Origin of the sequence: Bradyrhizobium sp. GCM10028915 (assembly GCF_042666195.1) — a bacterium.
In the GTDB taxonomy this organism is placed as follows: Bacteria; Pseudomonadota; Alphaproteobacteria; order Rhizobiales; family Xanthobacteraceae; genus Bradyrhizobium; species Bradyrhizobium canariense_D.
On record NZ_JBHTFN010000043.1, the window covers coordinates 161,912 to 179,071 of the forward strand.

Genomic DNA, 17,160 nt, shown 5'->3' on the forward strand with positions numbered 1-17,160 from the left:
GCGGTGCGGCTATGACCACAGCGCGACGCGTATGGCTTTTAACTCAGCCAGCTTCGCGAACGTTCCGGCTGATGCCATTTTTTCCCGGGCTTTGATCGATCGCACGAGAGGCCATGTTGTTAACCGATCCCCTTGGCGGAAGCGGATCGCCAACTGCCCGGAACGGATCTCGTCAAGCGAGCGCACCCGTTGTCGGCGACAGTGCACTCGGCCCAGGGCTGCGCGTCAGCCAAGTTGCAAACAAGCGGTCGGCACAATATCGTCGATCGTCCGCGCCGATGTCTGACGTTCAATCTCCCTCAGGAACCAACCCTATGAATGTGGTCTCACTGCCCAGCGGGATCCATCGCCCTCCAGGGAAGGTCGATATCCCATCCGCCTGGGAGGGGGCTGAGATGAAAGCCAATCCTGATCGATGGTTGATATCGCTTGCTGCCGGCGAAATCGCCGAACTCGAGGGCGTGGCTGAAACATATCTTGGCAGAAACAAAAAAATCGCCGAGATCACGAAGGAAAGCTTTCCGCTTCCCCATCTCGGCGCGCACCTGGAAGATCTCAAGAAGAAGCTCCTGGTAGGCATTGGCTTCGAAGTGATCCGCGGCCTCCCGGTGGCAAAATACAGTCAGGAGTTTGCCGCTACGATCTTTTCCGGAGTGGGCGCCCATCTTGGATCGGCGCGGTCTCAGAATGCAGCGGGCCACATTCTCGGTCACGTCCGTGACACCGGCGCCGATGCTAAGGATCCGAACACCCGAATTTATCAAACCTCGGAACGGCAAACATTCCACACGGATTCGTCCGACGTGGTTGGATTGTTATGCATTCGCGAGGCGAGGGAGGGAGGGGATTCTCTCCTTGTCAGTACGACGACAATCTACAACGAGATGTTTGACAGACGTCCCGACCTTGCCGCTCTCTTGTTTGATCCGATCGCGACGGACCGACGAGGCGAGGTGCCGGAGAACGAAAAGCCATATCTTGAAATCCCGGTGCTGAATTGGCATGCGGGGTTCCTGACCGGGTTTTATCAGCGCCAATATATCGATAGTGCGCAGCGCTTTCCCGATGCGCCGAGACTGACGCCGGCTCACGTCGAGGCGCTCGATCTTTTTGACGCGCTCGCAAATGATCCCGCGCTGCATTTCGGCATGCGGCTTCAGCCGGGCGACATGCAGTTCGTTTACAATCATGCCTTGCTGCATGACCGGACCGGATTCCGCGATTGGCCCGATGCAGGCCAGAAGCGTCATTTATTGCGCCTTTGGCTCAGCATGGAAGGCGACCGGCCGTTGCCCGATTGCTTCAAGCAGCGCTATGGCTCGATCGAGATCGGTAACCGTGGCGGCATCATCACCAAAGGGACCAGTTTGAACGTTCCGTTGGATTGACGTTCGAGCATCCAGCGATGTCCGCTCTCGTGCCGATATGGACAGAGGAGCGGACACCAAGTTGGGCGGAGCCGAGCACCCCGACCTAATGAGGACGCGGCCTCAGCCGCGCTTACTCCTCGTCTTCGTCGTCTTCATCCTCGTCTTCGTCGTCGAGCTCTTCCAGGTGCTCGAGCACCGCAAGCGGGAGCGTCTCGCGAAACAGATCGCCCTCCGCGCCCATCCAGAGACAGATCACGTCGTCGCCCTTCACGTCCGCGACGGTGAGCGGCTGCCCGCCGGATTTCAGCATGACGATATCGCCGGCTTTTAGTTCCATGGATGGTCCTTTCGGGTTGATTGACGGCGAAGCTAGCAAACCGGCATGACATGCCGATCACGGGCTACTCGGTCAGTGGATGTGTTGCGGTAGCGCGCATCCGCCGGCCAGACTGCTGAAACGTCGATCAGAGAGCTTTAGGCCGGAGCGATCCCATCACGAGAGGCAATGGTGCCTGTTCGATGGATGGCACAAGGGCTCTTCCGTCCCGTGCGTCGCGACCATGACACCATGCGCCTGTTTTGCCCGACGGCGCAAATGATTTCGTCAGATCCGCAGTTTGCGCTTGCCGCAAGTCTTTGATTTTGCTGCGGCCGTCTACTGTGCATGGGGTTGTTTTCGACGTTTTTGTTTGCGCACCCCGATTGCAGTCAGTCCGGCACCAGTTCTGTCAGCGAGCGGATGATGCGGTCGGGCTTGACGATCGTGCCTTCGGGCAGGCCGTCGCCATGCACGTCGATCCAGATCGCATAGATGCCGAGACGCTGCGGCGTCACGACTTCCCATTCCAGATTGTCGCCGATCATCCATGTGTCCTTGGCGGTGACGCCGAGCGCCTCCATCGCGTGCAGATAGGCACGCTCCTCGGGCTTGCCGAAACCGTGCTCGCCCTCGATCTGGATGTGGTGGAAGCGGTGCGCCAGCTCGAAGCGTTCGACCTTGGCGCGCTGGGTGTCCGCGGCGCCGTTGGTCACCAATGCGAGCTTGATGCCGAGCGCCTTGAGCCTGTCGATAGCGTCATGCGCGCCGGGGAAGACGAACATCTCCTCCTCGCGATAGGCGGTGAAGCGGTCGGCCAGGCGAATGGCGAGGTCGTCGGGCAGGGCGCGATGACCGGCGGCCGCGAGCGAGGCGAAACCGCCCTTGACGGTGAGATGCCGGGCCTCGGCGAGCTTCATCCGCCAGGAAGCGTCCGCATTGGCCCAGAAATTCTTCGCGAAGGCCAGGACGGTGCTCGCGACCAGTTGCGGCGGCAGCGGCGCGAGTTCCTCGGCGAACTCCGCTGTGATCGTGTTCCAGGCGATCTCGGGCCGCGCATAGGCCGACAGGATGGTATCGTCCATGTCGATCAGCATGGCGCGCGGCAGCGGTCTCATCGCGGGCTTCATCGTCGTCATGGCCATTTCACCACCGGTGGCAGCGACGACAGGATCGAATCCACATTGCCGCCGGTCTTGAGACCGAAGATGGTGCCGCGGTCGTAGAGCAGGTTGAACTCGACATAGCGGCCGCGCCGGATCAATTGCTCCTCGCGATCCTCCGCGGTCCAGCTTGTCGCGAAATTGCGCCGCACGATGTCGGGATAGACCTTCAGGAAGGCGCGGCCGACATCCCGGGTGAAGGCGAGGTCAGCGTCCCAGTCGCCGCTGTCGTGCCAGTCGTAGAAGATGCCGCCGATGCCGCGCGCCTCTTTGCGGTGCGGCAGGTGGAAATACTCGTCGCACCACTTCTTGTACTTGTCGTAATCGGCGATGCCGTTCGGCTGGGTGCAGGCCTGTTTCATTGCGGCGTGGAAGGCGATGCTATCGGCATCGTCCTGCGTGCGCCGGCGGTCGAGCACCGGCGTAAGATCGGCGCCGCCGCCGAACCAGGCTTTGGTGGTGACGACGAAGCGCGTGTTCATGTGCACCGCCGGCACGTGCGGATTGCGCAGATGCGCAATCAGCGAGATGCCGGAGGCCCAGAACTTCGGGTCGTCCGCCGCGCCCGGAATTTGCGCGCGAAACTCTGGTGCGAATTCGCCGTGCACGGTGGAGCAATGCACGCCGACCTTCTCGAACAGGCGGCCGGACATCATCGACATCACGCCGCCGCCGCCGGCCGCGCCGGTATGATCGGTGCGCTGCCAGGGTGTGCGTTTGAAGCGGCCGGCCTCACCGGGATAAAGGCTCTCGGGGGCATCGTCCTCCAGCCGCTCGAAGCTCGCGCAGATGTCGTCGCGCAAGGCTTCGAACCAGGCGCGTGCGCGCGTCTTGCGGTCTTCGATCGAGCTCGGGTCCAATGTGGATGTCATTCCGTCAGCCCTGCGGACCGTAATAGGTGCAGCTCTCGTTGCAACTGTCGCGATGGATGCTGACGCGGGTGAGCTTGCCGATAGGGGCCAGCCGCTCCCAGACGAAGCGCGAGAGGTTTTCCAGCGTCGGTGTGCCCAGCGCCTCGATCTTGTTGAGGTACTTGTGATCCAGCGTCATGCGCACATCCTCGATGGCGCGCTGGACCAGGCCGAGATCGACCACCATGCCGGTTTTGGGATCGGGCGTGCCGCGCAGCGTCACCTCGGCGCGGAAGGAGTGGCCGTGGATCTCTTCGCTGGCCGCGCCGAATGTCGTTCCCGACAATGAGTGCGCCGCCTCGAAGCGAAACGATTTCGTCAATTCCCACATCTGTTCGAAAACCAATCCTATCTGATACCAAGCGACTTATGCGTCTGCACGCTGAGCCGCCATTGCGGATGATTGAGGCAATAGTCGATGGCGCCCGCGGTGTTTTGGGCGACCTCGGGCCCGTCCATCGGCTGCAACGAGAAGCGCTCGAAGGCGAGATCCGCGAAGGCCTCCGGCATGGCGAGCGGTTGTGGATAGACCAGCTTCAGCTCGTGGCCGCGCCGGATCACCAGATCGCTGCCGCCCTTTGGGCTGACGCAGATCCAGTCGAGCCCCTCGGGCGGGGCGATGGTGCCGTTGGTCTCGACGCCGATCTCGAAGCCGCGGGCATGGAGCGCGTCGACCAGCGCGGTATCGACCTGGAGCAGCGGCTCGCCGCCGGTGAGCACCACATAGCGGTTGTCGGTGGAGGCTGTCCATTGCGCGGCGATGGTGTCTGCGAGTTCCGCGGCCGAGCCATAGCGACCGCCGAGGGTGCCGTTGGTGCCGACGAAATCGGTGTCGCAGAATTTGCAAGTGGCCTCCTGACGGTCGGCCTCGCGCCCGCTCCAGAGGTTGCAGCCGGCAAAACGGCAAAACACGGACGCGCGCCCGGCATGGGCGCCTTCGCCTTGCAAGGTCAGGAAGATTTCCTTGACCGCGTAACTCAACCGTCTCTCCTCAACATTTCAAACTTGCGGGTTCCGGAGCTGCCTTAGCGCTTCGCCTGCGGCCATCGCCGCGGTCATGGCGACATTGAGCGACCTCAGCCCCGGAGCGATCGGGATCACCAGCCGCGCGTCCGCCGCCTCGACCACCGCCTCGGTGACGCCGGCGCTCTCGCGCCCGAATAGCAGGATGTCCGCCGTCTGGTAACGGAAATCGCGGTAGTCGGTCGCCCCCTTGGTGGTGAACAGCAGCAGGCGAGCGCCTTGCGCCGCCCGCCATTGCTCGAACTTTGACCAGGAGTCATGCCTGACGATGCTGACCTGATCGAGGTAGTCCATTCCCGCCCTGCGGAAATGCCGGTCGGAGACCGGGAAGCCCGCCGGTTCGATGATATGGGCGGCCATGCCCAGACAGGCGCAGAGCCTGAGAATCGTGCCGGTGTTCTGGGGGATGTCGGGTTGGAAAAGCGCTATCTGCATGGGCTGTGCATGGGTTGTATCGGTTCGGTGCGGGCCGGAAATGTCTCAATAAAACATCGCTGGCCGCGGAATTCGTGCATTGCACGCTCCCGCGCCGATAGCGGGCTTGCGCTCGCCCGGCAAGGGTGCCAATAGAACGATTCTGGACTGCTGTTTTCGCCTTGTTTTGGTGGGGGCACGTGAAGTTCTGCCGCCGCGGGGGGCCGCGGGCGCCGGCAGGCTGTTCCGGGGACCTTGGGGGCTCCCGGAGCGGTTCCGCCGGCTGCATAAGAAGAAAGGGTTGGAATCGTGACGACAGCGTCTTCGGCGGACCATCCGACACGCCGTGATTTCTTATTCGTTGCAACGGGGGCAGCTGCAGCAGTAGGGGGCGCAGCCGCGCTCTGGCCCTTTATCTCCCAAATGAATCCCGATGCGTCGACCATCGCCGCTGGTGCGCCGATCGAGGTCGATCTCAGCCCGGTTGCCGAGGGGCAGGACATCAAGGTGTTCTGGCGCGGCAAGCCGATCTATATCAGCCACCGCACCAAGAAGCAGATCGACGAGGCGCGCGCCGTCAACGTGGCGAGCCTGCCCGATCCGCAGTCCGACGAGGCCCGGGTCAAGTCCGGCCATGAGCAGTGGCTGGTCGTGATCGGCATCTGCACCCATCTCGGCTGCATCCCGATCGCCCATGAAGGCAATTACGACGGGTTCTTCTGCCCCTGCCATGGTTCGCAGTACGATTCGTCCGGCCGCATCCGCCAGGGGCCCGCGCCCGCGAACCTGCCGGTGCCGCCGTACCAGTTCGTTTCCGACACCAAAATCCAGATCGGCTGAGCTTCGGGCCCTCGTCCGAAGCTTCGCGCCGTCTCGTCGTATTATTTCCTCAGGATCGCATCATGAGCGGACCATCCGACTACCAGCCGAGCAATCCGGCCCTGCAATGGATCGAGCGACGTCTGCCGATCCTCGGCCTCATGCACTCCTCCTTCGTGGTCTATCCCACCCCGCGCAACCTGAACTATTGGTGGACCTTCGGCGCCATCCTCTCCTTCATGCTGGGGATCCAGATCCTGACCGGCGTGATCCTGGCGATGCACTACACGCCGCATGCCGACCTCGCCTTCAAGTCGGTCGAGCTGCTCGTCCGTGACGTCAATTACGGCTGGCTGCTGCGCAACATGCATGCCGTCGGCGCCTCGATGTTCTTCGTCGCTGTCTACGTCCACATGCTGCGCGGCCTCTATTACGGCTCCTACAAGGAGCCGCGCGAGGTGCTGTGGATCCTTGGCGTCATCATCTACCTCCTGATGATGGCGACGGGCTTCATGGGCTACGTGCTGCCGTGGGGCCAGATGAGCTTCTGGGGCGCCACCGTCATCACCAATCTGTTCTCCGCCATCCCCTATGTCGGCGAGAGCATCGTGACGCTCTTGTGGGGCGGTTATTCGGTCGGCAACCCGACGCTGAACCGCTTCTTCTCGCTGCACTATCTACTGCCGTTCCTGATCGCGGGCGTCGTCGTGCTCCACGTCTGGGCGCTGCATGTCTCCGGCCAGAACAACCCTGATGGCGTCGAGCCCAAGACGGAAAAGGACACTGTTCCGTTCACGCCGCATGCAACCATCAAGGATATGTTCGGCGTCTCCTGCTTCATGCTGCTCTACGCCTGGTTCATCTTCTACATGCCGAATTATCTCGGCGACGCCGACAATTACATTCCGGCGAACCCGGGCGTGACGCCGCCGCACATCGTGCCGGAATGGTATTACCTGCCTTTCTACGCGATCCTGCGCTCGATCCCGAACAAGCTCGCGGGCGTGATCGGGATGTTCTCGGCGATCATCATCCTGTGCTTCCTGCCCTGGCTCGACGCCGCCAGGACGAAGTCGTCGAAGTACCGTCCGCTGGCCAAGCAGTTCTTCTGGATCTTCGTCGCGGTCTGCATCCTGCTCGGCTATCTCGGCGCGCAGCCGCCGGAAGGCATCTATGTGATCGCCGGCCGGGTCCTGACGTTCTGCTATTTCGCCTACTTCCTGATCGTGCTGCCGCTGCTCTCGCGGATCGAGAAGCCGCGTCCGGTGCCGAACTCGATCTCGGATGCCGTCCTGGCCAAAACCGGGAGCAGGTCGACGCCGATGGTGTCGAGCGCGATCGTGCTTGCGCTGGCGGGCGCGTTGTTTGCGGGCTCAGCCGACAGCGCGCGCGCCTCCGAAGGCAGCGACAAGCCGCCGGGCAACAAATGGTCGTTCGCCGGTCCGTTCGGCAAGTACGATCGCGGCGCATTGCAACGCGGCCTGAAGGTCTACAAGGAAGTCTGCGCCAACTGTCACGGCCTGTCCTACGTCGCCTTCCGCAATCTCGCGGAAGCCGGCGGTCCCGGCTATTCGGTCGCGCAGGCTGCAGCCTTCGCCTCCGACTACAAGGTCAAGGATGGTCCGAACGACGCCGGCGACATGTTCGAACGCGCGGGCCGGCCGGCGGATTATTTCCCCTCGCCATTCCCGAACGAGCAGGCGGCGCGTGCGGCGAACGGCGGCGCGGCGCCGCCGGATCTGTCGCTGATCACCAAGGCGCGTTCCTACGGCCGCGGCTTCCCGATGTTCATCGTCGACTTCTTCACCCAGTATCAGGAGCAGGGTCCGGACTACGTCTCGGCGCTGCTCCAGGGCTTTGAGGACAAGGCGCCCGAAGGTGTGACCATCCCGGAGGGCTCCTACTACAACAAGTACTTCCCGGGCCACGCCATCAAGATGCCGAAGCCGCTCAGCGACGGCCAGGTCACCTATGACGACGGCTCGCCGACCACTGTCGCGCAGTATTCCAAGGACGTCACCACGTTCCTGATGTGGACCGCCGAACCGCATATGGAAGCGCGCAAGCGCCTCGGTTTCCAGGTGTTCATCTTCCTGATCATCTTCGCCGGCCTGATGTACTTCACCAAGAAGAAGGTCTGGGCAGACTCGCACTGAGGGGCCCGAGGCGAGAATGAAGAGGCCCCCGCAAGGGGGCTTTTTTGTTGGGCACGAGAGTGTGTTGTCAGGCGCGATTGCCTATCGCCCGCTCAAACGCCAAAATGCCGCCAACCGCTCCCCAAAAACTCGTCGGAGGACACCATGGGAACCGCCATCACCTTCAAGCGCCCGGACGGCAAGGACGCATCGGGCTATCTCGCCAATGCCGCGCGCGGCAACGCGCCGGGCGTGGTGGTGATCCAAGAATGGTGGGGCCTTTCGGACCAGATCAAGGGCCTCTGCGACCGCTTCGCGCTCGCCGGTTTCGATGCGCTGGCGCCAGATCTCTACAAGGGCAAGGTGGTGCCGTATCACGACACCGACGCCGCCGGCAAAGAGATGAACTCGCTCGACTTCATGGACGCCACCACGCAGACGGTGCGCGGCGCCACGCAATATCTGTCGCGCAACGGCGCCAAGGTGGGCCTGACCGGCTTCTGCCTCGGCGGCGCCGTCACCATCATCGGCGCGGTGCATGTGCCGGAGCTCGCCGCCGGCGTGGTGTTCTACGGCATCCCGCCAGAGCAGGCGGCCAAGGCCGCCGACGTCAAGATCCCGCTTCAGGCCCATTTCGCCAACAAGGACGATTGGTGCACGCCGGAGCTGGTCAACGGTTTCGAAAAGGCCATGAAGGCCGCCGGCAAGTCGCTGGAGCTGTTCCGCTATGACGCCGAGCACGCTTTCGTCAACGAGCAGCGCCAGGCCGTGCACGACCGGGAAGCCGCCGAGCTCGCCTGGGGCAGGGCGACGGAGTTTTTCAGGAAGCATCTGGGGTAGGTGTGCTGCGCCAGTCGCGCTACCATTTCAGTGTCGCCCCGGCCTGGTGCGCAATTGCCCGGCCTTCGCCGGGACGACTGTGGTGATCGGCGTTGAGCAGCCAGCCCAGCCAGCCTTGACGTCGTCCCCGCGCCATGGTGAGTATCCGCCCATGAGCACCGCCGTCCGCCCATCCCGTCTTTGGTGGCGCACCTCCTGAGAGGTGGCCGGTGCGATTTATTCTCCCAAAATCGTCTGAGGTCGCCCACGCAGTGCGGCGGCCTGATCGTTTGTCCTGTGTGGCGTTCCCTCGACAAGTTTCGTAAGAGGACCCCATGAACAGGACCGTCTTTGCCCTTCCGGCTCGAAGCGACTACGTGACCCGCGCAGGGCTTGCGATCACGCGCGTGGCGGAACAGTTTTCCGGCGGCGCCAACCGGCTCGACGATCTCGTCAGCCTGCTCGACCGTCGCCGCGGCGTGGTGCTGTCGTCGGGGACGACCGTGCCCGGCCGCTACGAGAGTTTTGACCTCGGCTTCTCCGATCCGCCGCTCAAGCTCGAGACCACCGGCGTCAATTTCAAGCTGGAAGCGCTGAACGCGCGCGGGGAGGTCCTGATCGCCTTCCTTGCGGATGTCTTGCGCGAGCCCTGCGTCGTGATCTCCGAGAAGACGCCCACGCGCCTTGCGGGTCATATCGTCCGCGGCGAAGCCCCGATCGACGAAGACCAGCGCACGCGGCGCGCCAGCGTGATGTCGCTGGTGCGCGATCTCGTCGCCGCTTTCTCCGCCAATGACGACGGCGTGCTCGGCCTGTTCGGCGCCTTCGCCTACGACCTCGTGTTCCAGATCGAGGACCTCGTGCAGAAGCGCGCGCGCGAGAGCGACCAGCGCGACATCGTGCTCTACGTCCCCGATCGCCTGCTCGCCTATGACCGCGCCACCGGCCGCGGCGTCGTGCTCACATACGATTTCGCGTGGAAGGGCAAGTCCACCGCGGGCCTGCCGCACGAGACCGCCGAGAGCCCCTACCTCAAGACACCGCGCCAGGGTTTTGCCGATCACGCCCCCGGCGAATATCAGGCCACTGTCGAGACCGCGCGCGCTGCCTTTGCGCGTGGCGATCTGTTCGAGGCGGTGCCGGGGCAGCTCTTCGCCGAGCCCTGCGACCGCTCGCCGGCGGAAGTGTTCCAGCGGCTCTGTGTCATCAATCCGTCGCCCTACGGCGCGCTGATGAATCTCGGCGAGGGCGAATTTCTCGTCTCGGCCTCTCCGGAAATGTTCGTGCGCTCGGACGGACGCCGGGTCGAGACCTGCCCGATCTCGGGGACGATCGCGCGCGGTACCGATGCGATCGGCGATGCCGAGCAGATCCGCCAGCTCCTGAACTCCGAGAAGGACGAGTTCGAGCTCAACATGTGCACCGACGTCGACCGCAACGACAAGGCGCGCGTCTGCGTTCCCGGCACCATCAAGGTGCTGGCGCGCCGGCAGATCGAGACCTATTCAAAACTGTTCCACACCGTCGACCATGTCGAAGGCATGCTGCGTCCCGGCTTCGATGCGCTCGACGCCTTTCTCACCCACGCCTGGGCCGTCACCGTCACTGGCGCACCAAAACTCTGGGCGATGCAGTTCGTCGAGGATCACGAGCGCTCGCCCCGCCGCTGGTATGCCGGCGCGATCGGGGCGGTGAATTTCGACGGCAGCATCAACACCGGCCTCACCATCCGGACCATCCGGATGAAGGAGGGCCTCGCGGAAGTGCGTGTCGGCGCCACCTGTCTGTTCGACTCCGATCCCGCCGCCGAGGACCGCGAATGCCAGGTCAAGGCCGCGGCCCTGTTCCAGGCGCTGCGCGGCGATCCGCCGAAGCCGCTGTCGGCCTTTGCGCCCGACGCCACCGGAAGCGGCAAGCGGGTACTGCTGATCGACCATGACGACAGCTTCGTCCATATGCTGGCCGATTACTTCCGCCAGGTCGGCGCCGACGTCACCGTGGTCCGCCATGTGCATGCGCTCGACATGCTCAAGCAGAAGCGGTGGGATTTGCTGGTGCTGTCGCCAGGGCCGGGCAGGCCCGAGGATTTTGGGATCAAGAAGACCATCGACGCGGCGCTGGAGGACAAGCTGCCGGTGTTCGGCGTCTGCCTCGGCGTCCAGGCGATCGGCGAGTATTTCGGCGGCGAGCTCGGGCAGCTCACGCATCCCGCCCATGGCCGGCCCTCGCGGGTTCAGGTACGTGGCGGGCGGCTGATGCGCAATCTGCCGAACGAGATCGTCATCGGCCGCTATCACTCGCTGTATGTCGAGCGCGACAGCATGCCGGAGGTGCTATCCGTCACCGCCAGCACCGAGGACGGCGTCGCCATGGCGCTCGAGCACAAGACCCTGCCGGTCGCCGGCGTGCAATTCCATCCGGAATCGCTGATGTCGCTGAGCGGCGAGGTGGGCTTACGAATTGTCGAGAACGCGTTCCGCCTGGATGCGTCGCGCTGATTGAGAGGCACCATGACTTTTGACCATGATCTGAAGGCGAGCGTCCGCACCATCCCGGACTATCCGAAACCCGGGATCTTGTTCCGCGACATCACCACGTTGCTCGCAGATGCGCGTGCGTTCCGCCGTGCGGTCGACGAACTCGTCAATCCCTGGGCCGGCAACAAGATCGACAAGGTCGCTGGCATGGAAGCGCGCGGCTTCATCATCGGTGGCGCGGTGGCGCACCAGGTTTCGGCCGGCTTCGTGCCGATCCGGAAAAAAGGCAAGCTGCCGCACACCACCGTGCGGATCGCTTACTCTCTCGAATACGGCATCGACGAGATGGAGATGCATGTCGACGCCATCCAGCCGGGTGAGCGTGTGATCCTGGTCGACGACCTCATCGCCACCGGCGGCACCGCGGAAGGTGCGGTGAAGCTGCTGCGCCAGATCGGCGCCAATGTGGTCGCCGCCTGCTTCATCATCGATCTGCCCGATCTCGGCGGCGCCGCCAAGCTGCGCGCGATGGACGTGCCGGTGCGCACGCTGATGACGTTCGAGGGGCACTGAGGGCACGGCACGGCTGGCGACGTTCAGATCGGCTCGGCCTTTAGCTCCGACAGCCAATGCAGCATGCGCTCTTTGAGGAGCGCATCCTGACATAGTCGCTCGCCTCATCTTTCAGCCGCTCGCATTCGCCGAGTGTCAGGCCTGCCTCACCGTGCATGTTCCACGCAGTCTGGAGTCTACGGCAGGTGTGGCTACCCTGGCGCAGCGAGAACCAGATGCGATTCTGGATTGTCTCGAGGTTCGAGGCTTGGCCGACCCAGGCCTCGCCCGAGGCCGCGCAGCGGACGACGTAGATGCCGGCAACGGTCTTCCGCTCCTTATAGGCGGCGATTGCTGCTTTACGGTCGATGCTCACGGTGAAGAGGCCTTGCTGAGGAACGATGGTGCGTACACTCAGTAACCGCAACGTCGCTGGGCGTCAATATTATCCGGGTAAAATGTTCAGGACCGTTGCAGGATCAGGCTGAGCTCGAGTTCGCGGAAGGCGAGGTAATTGCGCCGGGTCCATTGGTGCAGCTCGGTCGAGGCATCCTTCTCCTGGCGAAGATAGCCGGTGAAGGAGAAATTCAGGCGGCTGATATAGGTCTTCAGGAATCCGGGCAGCGCCGGCAGGCGCAGCAGCCGGCCGCCGGCCATCGCTTCCGGCAGCTCGCCGCGCACGATGTGCTCGTTGTCCACCGTGATCAGGTTGATCCGCGGGATCTGTTCGCGCAGCATCTCGTGGGCGCGGGCCGAGACGCGGTCGGTGTCGGCGACGAACAGGATCATCGGCGCGACGTGGCGGCGCGCAGCCTCTTTCAAGAGGCCGATCTCCTCCGTCATCTTGAAGAACTCGTCAAAGGCGTGGAAGCCGAGGTCGATCACCTTGGCAAGCCCGTCATCGACGATGACACGATCCATCAGCTGCATCTTGCCGTAGGTGTCGATCACGTCGGCGGTCTCGGTGATCGTTGGCAGATAGTCGAGCAGCGACGGCTCCTTCAGGTTGACGTCGAAGGCCACGACGTTGCCGTTCTTGAGCAGCAAAAATTCGCTCAAAAGCCGCGCCAGCAGGGTCTTGCCGACCTGCGGGCGGGGCGAGCAAATGATGTAGAGGGGCGTTGCGGACATCGATAGCTATATCAGTCGAACTTGGCGACCAATCCAGCCGTATCCGCCCGGCTTGCGCAACTATTTTTCGCTGTTGCGGGCCCCGGATTTCGTCGAGCCGACGATATCGGTCAGCCGGATCCGATCGAACTCACTCCAGACGTTCGCCAGCCAGTGTCGGACATAACCACGCAGCACGAAGGAGTAGTTGGCGGCCTCGTCGTTGACGCCCTTGTTGGCGACGAATTTCAGGAATGGGACGGAGGACACCTCGACCTGCTCATAGGCCATTTCGTTGAGCTTGGGGATGGTCAGCTCGGTCGCGTCCTTGATGCGGTTGAAATACGATTGGTAAGTCGACTGATCCCACTGGAAGAACTGAGTATCGTTGATGAAGTTCTTCACCAGGAAATATTTCGCGCCGCCCATGAAGCCCGCGGTCTCGGCGATCTCGTCCAGCGAGGCGATCGAGGGTCCGAGGATGTGGAACACGGCAAAGGTGATCTGGCCGGCCTTGGCGGCGTCGAGGAATCCGATGTCGCGCAAGGAGGCGAGCGCCGGCGAGAGCAGGCCGGCCCGGACGTCGATCACGGTGACCGACGGGCTCGTCGCGTTGAGCGTATCGAAGATCTTCATCTGATCCGACGTCGTCGTCATGTCGACGATCTCGGTGATGTCAGGATGGAAGCGCTTCAGGGTTCCGCGCGGCGATTCGGTGTCGAAAGCGCGCGTCGGCACGTTGTTGGCGGAAAAATAATCGAGCAGGGTGCGCGACACCGTGGTCTTGCCGACCCCACCCTTGTCCGCGCCCACCACAACCACTGCCGGCTTTGCCATTGCTGTCCCCTAACGCGCGCCCCCGATCGCGAGGTTGCAATCGGACGGGCCCCAAATCGATGTCGCAGACATGTCCCAAGTCTGCTGTTGGGCGCGAACATGGCAGAAACAAGGGAGAATTCAATTCCGCAGGGCCCAGTTATGGCAATTCCCGAGGTTTTTCCCAAGCACGACGAATCCTGCCGGGCATGGCGTCAAATCACGCTCAATGGCGGCCCCAAGGACCCAAGGAATTGCCCAAGGGATTGCTTACTCGATTGCCTATCGGGTTGCTGCTGGCGGTTCCGGCGGAGCTGGGTGCGGGCAGGGGCGGCGGACTGGCCGCGCCGCCTACGTCGTTCCAGGGCCCCTGGCGCGGTGGCGGTCGGACGCCCTGCTGGTCGGCTTGCGTGTCTGGCTCCTCGGCCTCGTCGGCGGAAAGCGGCAGCGGGCCGGGATCATGGCCGCCGGCGAACTTGACCAACGCGTCGACTCGCGACTGCACCGAGGGGTGGGTCGCGAACAAATCGGCAAAACCCTCGCGCGGATTGTCGACGCAGAGCTCCATCACTGCCGAGGTTGCGCCCGGCAGCTCGCCGCGGTTCTCGATCTTGCGCAGTGCCGAGATCATGGCGTCCGGATTTTTCGTCAGCTCGACGGAGCCTGCGTCCGCGAGATATTCGCGCGAGCGCGACAGCGCGAGCTTCACCACCTGAGACAACAGCCAGGCCACCACGATCAGCACGACCGCGATGATGATGACGATCACCGCGCCGCCGCCCGAACTCTTGCTGTCGTTCGACGACGAGGACGATCGTGACGAGGAGGAGCCCGACGACCATGAGCCGCCGGAGCCGGAGCTCCAGCTGAAATTCGTGAACAGGCGGAAGAACAGTTCGCCGAAGAATCCGACCACGCCCGCGATGATGACGGCGACCACCATGAGCTGCACGTCGCCGTTCTTGATATGGGTCAGCTCGTGACCCAGCACCGCCTCGATTTCCTGGTCGTCCAGCGCATTGAGGAGACCGGTGGTGACGGTGACCGAATATTGCCGCGGGTTGAGGCCGGTCGCGAACGCGTTCAGCGCCGGGCTTTCCATGATCTTCAGCTTCGGCATCGTGATGCCGCGCGAGATGCAGAGATTTTCAAGCAGATTATAGAGCCGCGGCTGCTCCTGCCGGGTGACGTCGTGGCCGCCGGTCACCGCATCGATCATCGACTGGTGGAAGAAATAGGCGATCACGATCCAGGTCGCTGCCACGACGGTCGCAACCGGTGCGGCGACTTTCAGATCATAGAAGGCGCGTCTCAGATAATGGAGGACGGTCTCGTCGCCATTGATGACGGCTTCGGCGATCAGCGCGCCGGCATAGACCAGCACGTAGACCAGCGCGAACAGACCGGCGAGCAGGAGCATCGAACGAAACTTGTTCGAGGCGATGTGCGTGTAGAGACCATACGCGGCCATGACGCGATGCCCTGCCGGCCTATCGGCTCAACTCAGAATTTCACCTGCGGCGTGGCCTCGACCTCGGTGCGGCTGGCGCCGAGATCGAAGAAGTCCTTTTTGGTGAAGCCGAACATGCCGGCGAACAAGGCTGCCGGCATCTGCTGGATGCCGGTGTTGTATTCCTGGACCGCGCTGTTGAAGAAGCGTCGGCTGGCCGCGATCTTGTTCTCGAGATCGGACAGCTCGCTGGCGAGCTGCTGGAAATTGGCGTTGGCCTTGAGGTCGGGATAGGCCTCCGACAGCGCGATCAGTCGGCCGAGCGCGCCGGAGAGCTGGGTCTCGGCCGCGGACACCTGCGCCGGTCCCTGCGCCGACATCGCCGAATTGCGCGCCTTGATGACGTCGTCGAGCGTGCCGCGCTCATGCGAGGCATAGCCCTTCACCGTCTCGACCAGGTTCGGGATCAGATCGTGGCGCTGCTTGAGCTGCACGTCGACGTCGGCAAAGGCCTGGCCGACGCGCTGGCCCAGCGCCACCAGCCGATTGTAGGCGGCGAAGGCAAAGAACACGAGGACGACGATAACGCCGAGAACGATCCAGCCGGTCGACATGGAGAACTCCTGAAGGGGGAAGAAGGCGGGCGCTAGGGTAGACCAAATTGACGCCGAGCGAGAGCCCGGTACAGACGAGAGGTAAGACTTGGTCGGATGAGGGACTATCCGAGTTCAAGGCGAAAGCGCCGGAGCAGGTTAACTTTCGGACAGGATGGCATCACCCCAGCGCCAGCGGCGGGCGCTTGCATAGGCGACCTTGTCCCGCCGTGGGACTTTGGCGAGTTCGACGCCTTGCTCGGTGCAGAGCTTTGCCGTGATCTCGGCCTTGCCGAGATCCGGCGGCGCCAACACGCGCGCGGCGCGGGTGGCGGGAGGCCTACGGGTTAGCGCCACGTAGATGAATCGCTCGTCCTCGAACGGCACCTCGGCGCCCTTGATTTGGCGGTGAGCCTGCGAGCGCGGCAAGCGCTGGGAGAAATGGCACCAGTCGGGCGCCGTCAGCGGACACGGCTTTTCGTGCGGGCAGGGTGCGGCGACATAGGCGCCCGCCGCGATCAGTTGCTGGCGCAAGGTGAGGATGCGGGCGTAGCCGGCGGGCGTGCCGGGCTCGATCACGACCAGCACGTGGCGCGCTTTCGCCCACATCGCTTCCGCGAGCTTGCGTTGATCGCCCTCGCTGAGCTCGCCGATGACATAGCTCGCGACGACGAGATCGGCTTGCGAAACCTCAGCGAGGTTCGCGCCGGCATCGCCCGGCAGATAGCGGCAATTCGCCAGACGCGTGCTGTCGCGCGCCAGTTCGAGCGCGAGACGGCTCAGCGTGGCGTTGGCATCGAGCAGGGTGAAGGATTGCAGCGACGGAAAAGCTTCCGCAGCGGCCCAGCTCGCGGTGCCCGGACCTGCGCCGACGTCGAGCAGCGTTTCCGGACCGAGGTCCGGTGCGACCTCGGTCAGCGCATTCAGACTTGCCGCCACCGCAGCGTAGGTCGCCGGCATCCTCGCGAGCGCATAGGCGAGCGCATCGGCCTCGGACTTGATCGTGCCGGAGCCGCCCCCTGCACGATAGGTGGTCGAGATTTTCTGCGATCGCTGCGCAGCGTCGGTGCGCGAGAACCCCTGGAGCTTGCCGTCGAGGGCCGCTTTCAGTTCGGCGGGGAGGGTGGGTGAGATCATCATTCGTGGTCATCATCCGCTTGCGCGGATGACGACGTCAATGGGTGCGTGACGG

Annotated in this window: 17 protein-coding genes and 1 pseudogene; 6 read left to right on the forward strand and 12 right to left on the reverse strand. The window is 63.5% G+C overall.

Translation table 11 applies throughout. The annotated features are described in order from the left end of the window. The first annotated feature begins 314 nt into the window (after positions 1 to 314). Entirely contained in the window at positions 315 to 1,388 is a 1,074-nt protein-coding gene (locus ACFQX9_RS19015; RefSeq protein WP_377790063.1) for a TauD/TfdA family dioxygenase, read from the forward strand. 112 nt (positions 1,389 to 1,500) lie between these two features. Here the strand turns inward: ACFQX9_RS19015 and ACFQX9_RS19020 are convergent, their stop codons facing one another. From ACFQX9_RS19020 to ACFQX9_RS19045, 6 genes are all read right to left on the reverse strand, one after another. Then, complete coding sequence (locus ACFQX9_RS19020; protein ID WP_018454945.1) at positions 1,501 to 1,707, reverse strand: YodC family protein; 207 nt, start codon at positions 1,705 to 1,707, stop codon at positions 1,501 to 1,503. A 371-nt stretch (positions 1,708 to 2,078) separates the two neighbouring features. Next, complete coding sequence (locus tag ACFQX9_RS19025) at positions 2,079 to 2,831, reverse strand: HAD family hydrolase (protein ID WP_231188798.1); 753 nt, start codon at positions 2,829 to 2,831, stop codon at positions 2,079 to 2,081. Continuing rightward, positions 2,822 to 3,721: an oxygen-dependent coproporphyrinogen oxidase gene (gene hemF / locus ACFQX9_RS19030; protein ID WP_204513834.1), complete on the reverse strand. Its 900-nt coding sequence runs from the start codon at positions 3,719 to 3,721 to the stop codon at positions 2,822 to 2,824. The genes ACFQX9_RS19025 and hemF overlap by 10 nt, the downstream gene beginning before the upstream one ends. Positions 3,722 to 3,725: 4 nt before the next feature. Further along, positions 3,726 to 4,091 carry a 6-carboxytetrahydropterin synthase gene (locus ACFQX9_RS19035; RefSeq protein ID WP_204514105.1) on the reverse strand — a complete coding sequence of 122 codons (366 nt, stop codon included), beginning with the start codon at positions 4,089 to 4,091 and terminating at the stop codon, positions 3,726 to 3,728. 17 nt (positions 4,092 to 4,108) lie between these two features. Next, the gene (gene queE, locus ACFQX9_RS19040; protein ID WP_085352640.1) at positions 4,109 to 4,741 is read right to left on the reverse strand and encodes a 7-carboxy-7-deazaguanine synthase; all 633 of its coding nucleotides are present in this window, start codon (positions 4,739 to 4,741) and stop codon (positions 4,109 to 4,111) included. Between the two features lie 18 nt (positions 4,742 to 4,759). Further along, the gene (locus ACFQX9_RS19045; RefSeq protein ID WP_018454940.1) at positions 4,760 to 5,218 is read right to left on the reverse strand and encodes a tRNA (cytidine(34)-2'-O)-methyltransferase; all 459 of its coding nucleotides are present in this window, start codon (positions 5,216 to 5,218) and stop codon (positions 4,760 to 4,762) included. A 288-nt stretch (positions 5,219 to 5,506) separates the two neighbouring features. On the opposite strand from ACFQX9_RS19045, the gene petA reads away from it, so the two are divergent. The 5 genes from petA (at position 5,507) to ACFQX9_RS19070 (ending at position 12,020) form a co-directional block, all read left to right on the forward strand. Further along, positions 5,507 to 6,037 (forward strand): ubiquinol-cytochrome c reductase iron-sulfur subunit, encoded by a 531-nt coding sequence (gene petA / locus ACFQX9_RS19050; RefSeq protein ID WP_026232845.1) that lies wholly within the window; start codon positions 5,507 to 5,509, stop codon positions 6,035 to 6,037. Between the two features lie 62 nt (positions 6,038 to 6,099). Then, a complete protein-coding gene (gene fbcH, locus ACFQX9_RS19055; protein WP_018454938.1) occupies positions 6,100 to 8,172 on the forward strand; it encodes a cytochrome b/c1 in 2,073 nt (690 codons plus the stop codon). Positions 8,173 to 8,316: 144 nt separating this feature from the next. Then, positions 8,317 to 8,991 carry a dienelactone hydrolase family protein gene (locus ACFQX9_RS19060; RefSeq protein ID WP_377790067.1) on the forward strand — a complete coding sequence of 225 codons (675 nt, stop codon included), beginning with the start codon at positions 8,317 to 8,319 and terminating at the stop codon, positions 8,989 to 8,991. A 314-nt stretch (positions 8,992 to 9,305) separates the two neighbouring features. Beyond that, positions 9,306 to 11,468, forward strand: a complete 2,163-nt coding sequence (locus ACFQX9_RS19065; protein WP_018454937.1) for an anthranilate synthase component I — start codon at positions 9,306 to 9,308, stop codon at positions 11,466 to 11,468. 12 nt (positions 11,469 to 11,480) lie between these two features. Beyond that, a complete protein-coding gene (locus tag ACFQX9_RS19070) occupies positions 11,481 to 12,020 on the forward strand; it encodes an adenine phosphoribosyltransferase (protein WP_007595035.1) in 540 nt (179 codons plus the stop codon). Between the two features lie 23 nt (positions 12,021 to 12,043). Here ACFQX9_RS19070 and ACFQX9_RS19075 read toward each other — a convergent pair. From ACFQX9_RS19075 to ACFQX9_RS19100, 6 genes and pseudogenes are all read right to left on the reverse strand, one after another. Beyond that, positions 12,044 to 12,375, reverse strand: a pseudogene (locus ACFQX9_RS19075) (GIY-YIG nuclease family protein). Positions 12,376 to 12,461: 86 nt separating this feature from the next. Beyond that, the gene (locus ACFQX9_RS19080; RefSeq protein WP_018454935.1) at positions 12,462 to 13,130 is read right to left on the reverse strand and encodes a hypothetical protein; all 669 of its coding nucleotides are present in this window, start codon (positions 13,128 to 13,130) and stop codon (positions 12,462 to 12,464) included. 60 nt (positions 13,131 to 13,190) lie between these two features. Next, positions 13,191 to 13,946, reverse strand: coding sequence for a hypothetical protein (locus ACFQX9_RS19085; RefSeq protein WP_018454934.1), 756 nt, complete (start codon positions 13,944 to 13,946; stop codon positions 13,191 to 13,193). Between the two features lie 205 nt (positions 13,947 to 14,151). Then, positions 14,152 to 15,396 (reverse strand): M48 family metallopeptidase, encoded by a 1,245-nt coding sequence (locus ACFQX9_RS19090; protein ID WP_085361328.1) that lies wholly within the window; start codon positions 15,394 to 15,396, stop codon positions 14,152 to 14,154. 32 nt (positions 15,397 to 15,428) lie between these two features. Then, positions 15,429 to 15,989 (reverse strand): LemA family protein, encoded by a 561-nt coding sequence (locus ACFQX9_RS19095; protein WP_085352637.1) that lies wholly within the window; start codon positions 15,987 to 15,989, stop codon positions 15,429 to 15,431. Between the two features lie 138 nt (positions 15,990 to 16,127). Then, positions 16,128 to 17,108: a small ribosomal subunit Rsm22 family protein gene (locus ACFQX9_RS19100; protein WP_018454932.1), complete on the reverse strand. Its 981-nt coding sequence runs from the start codon at positions 17,106 to 17,108 to the stop codon at positions 16,128 to 16,130. Between the last annotated feature and the right edge of the window lie 52 nt (positions 17,109 to 17,160).

What these genes read in the sequence shown, in the direction of transcription:
- ACFQX9_RS19015 (WP_377790063.1), top strand. Translation starts at nt 315, where the DNA reads ATGAATGTGGTCTCACTGCCCAGCGGGATCCATCGCCCTCCAGGGAAG.
- ACFQX9_RS19020 (WP_018454945.1), bottom strand. Translation starts at nt 1,707, where the DNA reads ATGGAACTAAAAGCCGGCGATATCGTCATGCTGAAATCCGGCGGGCAG.
- ACFQX9_RS19025 (WP_231188798.1), bottom strand. Translation starts at nt 2,831, where the DNA reads ATGGCCATGACGACGATGAAGCCCGCGATGAGACCGCTGCCGCGCGCC.
- hemF (WP_204513834.1), bottom strand. Translation starts at nt 3,721, where the DNA reads ATGACATCCACATTGGACCCGAGCTCGATCGAAGACCGCAAGACGCGC.
- ACFQX9_RS19035 (WP_204514105.1), bottom strand. Translation starts at nt 4,091, where the DNA reads ATGTGGGAATTGACGAAATCGTTTCGCTTCGAGGCGGCGCACTCATTG.
- ACFQX9_RS19045 (WP_018454940.1), bottom strand. Translation starts at nt 5,218, where the DNA reads ATGCAGATAGCGCTTTTCCAACCCGACATCCCCCAGAACACCGGCACG.
- fbcH (WP_018454938.1), top strand. Translation starts at nt 6,100, where the DNA reads ATGAGCGGACCATCCGACTACCAGCCGAGCAATCCGGCCCTGCAATGG.
- ACFQX9_RS19060 (WP_377790067.1), top strand. Translation starts at nt 8,317, where the DNA reads ATGGGAACCGCCATCACCTTCAAGCGCCCGGACGGCAAGGACGCATCG.
- ACFQX9_RS19065 (WP_018454937.1), top strand. Translation starts at nt 9,306, where the DNA reads ATGAACAGGACCGTCTTTGCCCTTCCGGCTCGAAGCGACTACGTGACC.
- ACFQX9_RS19070 (WP_007595035.1), top strand. Translation starts at nt 11,481, where the DNA reads ATGACTTTTGACCATGATCTGAAGGCGAGCGTCCGCACCATCCCGGAC.
- ACFQX9_RS19080 (WP_018454935.1), bottom strand. Translation starts at nt 13,130, where the DNA reads ATGTCCGCAACGCCCCTCTACATCATTTGCTCGCCCCGCCCGCAGGTC.
- ACFQX9_RS19085 (WP_018454934.1), bottom strand. Translation starts at nt 13,946, where the DNA reads ATGGCAAAGCCGGCAGTGGTTGTGGTGGGCGCGGACAAGGGTGGGGTC.
- ACFQX9_RS19090 (WP_085361328.1), bottom strand. Translation starts at nt 15,396, where the DNA reads ATGGCCGCGTATGGTCTCTACACGCACATCGCCTCGAACAAGTTTCGT.
- ACFQX9_RS19095 (WP_085352637.1), bottom strand. Translation starts at nt 15,989, where the DNA reads ATGTCGACCGGCTGGATCGTTCTCGGCGTTATCGTCGTCCTCGTGTTC.
- ACFQX9_RS19100 (WP_018454932.1), bottom strand. Translation starts at nt 17,108, where the DNA reads ATGATGATCTCACCCACCCTCCCCGCCGAACTGAAAGCGGCCCTCGAC.